Origin of the sequence: Streptomyces katrae, assembly GCF_000966975.1 — a bacterium.
Taxonomy (GTDB): domain Bacteria; phylum Actinomycetota; class Actinomycetes; order Streptomycetales; family Streptomycetaceae; genus Streptomyces; species Streptomyces katrae.
Map to the genome: position 1 here is coordinate 1 of NZ_JZWV01000506.1, position 2,027 is coordinate 2,027.

Here is a 2,027-nt window from a genome sequence, read left to right on the forward strand (position 1 = left end):
GGCTCCGTGAAACTGGCGGTCATGGCCGCCGTCCTCCTCCTCTTCGGCTGGCTGGTGTGGGCCTCCAAGCGCTGCGCGACCTCCGCGGACCTCAAGGGCATCCGGGTCCGCCGGTTCACCGGGAGCAGGCGGCTGGCCTGGGAGGACATCCAGGAGATCCGGGCCGCGCGCAATCCGAGCGCGGGCGTGGGGCAGAACCAGCCCACCCTCATCTCGTACGCCTACGACGGCGAGGGCCGGCGGGTGCAGCTGATGTACGTGGACGACAACCACGTCGACGTCGAGCGCGAGATCGCCGCACTGCGGGCCGCCTGGGAGGAGCTCCGGGGCCCGGACTGGGCGCCGGACCCGCGGGCGCGCGAGCGCATGGAGCGGCAGGCGGTGCGCGAGGGGCGGGTGATGAAGGCGACGTTCTGGGGGTGCGGGATCTTCCTCGTGCTCTTCGTCATCGCGATGATCGTCATCGTCACGAGCACCTGAGCACCTGAGCACCTGAGCCCCCGAGTGTCTGGGCACCCGAGCGCCTGGGTACCCCCTCCCCCCATCGGACATTCCGGGAGGAATCCGAGAACCGGGTGTGGCCTGTGTCACGTTCCAGTTCAATGATCTGACGTGCCGCACACGCGAACACCTGCAGGGGGTGCCAGGTGAGTGCTTCCGGACGTAGTGAGACCGCCGACGATCTGCTCGCAGCGCTGCTCGACGGGATGGACGCCGCCCTGTGCGCGTTCGACTCCGACGGCGTGATCACGCACTGGAACCGCGAGGCCGAGCGGATCCTCGGCTGGACGGCCGCCGAGGCGGTGGGCCGGCGCGGGTTCGCGGGCTGGGCGGTGCGGGCCGCCGACGCGGACGACGTGCAGGACCGGCTGATGTCGGCGCAGGACGCGCCGGGCCGCCAGGTCCACGAGTTCGCCTTACTGACCAAGGAGGGCGGCCGGATCCTCGTACGGACCCAGTCCGCCGGGGTGCCGGGCGCCGACGGGAAACCGGCCGGGGTCTACTGCGCCTTCAGCGAGGTCCACGCCCAGATCGACCTCGAGCGCTCCATCGCCCTCAGCGAGGCGCTGATGGAGGACGCCTCCTGGGGGGTCGTCCTGGTGGACGTGGACCTGCGCCCGGCGGTGGTCAACGCCCACGCCGCCCGCGCCTTCGGCTCCGGGCGCACGACGCTGCTCGGGCGGCCGCTCGGGGAGCTGCTGTCCCAGGGCGTCGAGGAGCTGGAGGGGGCGCTCCAGCACGTACTGGCCGAGGGGGCGCCGCCGGGGCCGGTGGAGCTGTGGGTGACGGTCCGGACCCCGGAGGGGGAGCGGCGGCGCTGCTGGCGGTGCGGGTTCCTGCGGCTGGCCTCGCCGCTCGCGGAGGAGCCGGTGCCGCTGGGCGTGGGGTGGCTGTTCCAGGACGTCACCGAGGCCCGGCAGGCCGAGCTGGACGGCGGGCAGGTGCGGTTCCGTTCCAACCAGCTGTACCGGGCCGGGCGGGCCGCCGCCGAGTGCGCGGACCCGGCGGAGGCGGCGGCCGTACGGCTGGACTTCGCGCTGGCCGGGTTCGCGGAACACGCACTGGTCGACGTCCTCGCGGAGGACGGTCGGCGGCTGGTCCGCTCGGCGGTGTCCCCGTCGGGGCTGGCCCTGGTCCTCCCGGGGCCGGGGGCGATCCCGGTCCGGTACGAGGCCGCCCACCCGGCGCTCCAGGCGCTGGACCGGATCGGCCCGGTCCGCGCCAGTGCGCCGGGGGCGCCGGGCAGCGAGGCGGCGGAGGGCTGGGCGCGGGCCCGCCAGTGGCCCCCGGGGGCCGCGCACGCCCTGAGCACCGTCCTGCGCAGCCGGGGGCGCACCCTGGGCATCCTCACCCTCGTCCGCGGCCCGTCGCGCCCCGCGTTCGACCGTGCGGACGCGGCCTACGCGGAGGAGGTCGCGTCCCGCGTGGCATCGGACCTGGCCCTCCTCCTCCCCTGACGGCCCCGCTGAGAGGCGCCCCCAGGCGGGGCTGGATTTCGCGCAGCGAAAATCCAGCCCGCGCTGGGG

General features: G+C 74.7%; 2 protein-coding genes. Both read left to right on the forward strand.

Annotated elements, in window-relative coordinates; translation table 11 throughout:
- Positions 1-480, forward strand: a 480-nt coding sequence (locus VR44_RS18500; protein ID WP_045948639.1) for a PH domain-containing protein, incomplete at its 5' end; no start/stop codon positions are given.
- A gap of 167 nt (positions 481-647) precedes the next feature.
- A complete protein-coding gene (locus VR44_RS18505) occupies positions 648-1,958 on the forward strand; it encodes a PAS domain-containing protein (protein WP_045948640.1) in 1,311 nt (436 codons plus the stop codon).
- Positions 1,959-2,027 lie beyond the last annotated feature (69 nt).